The organism is Roseisolibacter sp. H3M3-2 (assembly GCF_029211165.1).
GTDB lineage: Bacteria > Gemmatimonadota > Gemmatimonadetes > Gemmatimonadales > Gemmatimonadaceae > Roseisolibacter.
The window spans coordinates 1-913 of sequence record NZ_JARGEK010000710.1 but is presented as its reverse complement, the minus strand read 5'-3'; the positions used below and the strand labels follow the sequence as shown (position 1 = coordinate 913).

The 913-nt window shown below is 79.6% G+C and carries 1 protein-coding gene; it reads left to right on the top strand.

Annotation, left to right across the window (positions count from 1 at the left end):
* Positions 1-913 (top strand): tetratricopeptide repeat protein (locus PYV61_RS25895; protein WP_275836773.1); only part of this gene is annotated, 913 nt, incomplete at both ends.

Sequence of the window (913 nt, the reverse complement as noted above, 5' to 3'; positions counted from 1 at the left end):
CACACAGAACGACATGGCTAGGATCCGACTCCGCCGAGGCGACGCGGGCGCGCGAGCTGGCGCTGAACGGGGAGTCGCGCGCGGCGCGCGACGCCTTCGCGCGCGCGGCCTCGCTCGACCCGGCCGACCCGGTGCTCGCCTACGACCTCGCGCGCGCCGCGGAGGAGACGGGCGACCGCGCGACGGCCACCACGGCGCTCTGCCGCTACCTGGTGCTGGCACCCGAGGGGCGCGAGGCCCCCGAGGTCCGCACGCGCCTCGCACGGCTCGGCGGGCGCGGCGCCGCGGCGCCGCTCGACGCGGTGGCGCGCGCGGCCTTCCAGCGCGGCGTCGACGCCCTCGACGCGCGCCGCTACGACGCCGCCGTCTCCGCGTTCGACGAGGTGCTGCGCCAGGTGCCGAGCGCCCCCGAGGCGGTGTACGACCGCGGGCTCGCGCGGCTGGCGCTGGGTCAGGACCGCGGCGCGGCCGACGACCTGGCGACGTACGTCTCGTCGCCCTCCGCGGGCCCCGACCGCGCGCAGGTGCTGCGCGCCGTGCAGGCGCTGCGCGCGCCTGCGTACAGCCCGATGGGCGCGCTCGGCCGCGGCGTCGTCGTCCCCGGCTTCGGGCAGTTCTACACGGGCCGCCCGGTGGGGGGGCTGGCGGTGCTTGCGGCCACCGCCGGCGGGGTGGCGCTCGCCTTCCTCGAGCGCCGCTCGACCGAGACGGTGGAGTACGTCGACGTGTTCGGCATCAAGTACACGGCCACGGTGCCGAAGGTGGAGCGCCCGTACCGCACCGCCGGACTGGCCGGCGCCGGCGCGGTGGCGCTCGCGGGCGCGATCGAGGCGGCATGGTACGCGGCGGCGCACCGCGGCGAGCGCCGCGCGGTGCGGCTGCGCGCGGCGGCGCGGCGCGCTCCGGCCGCCGG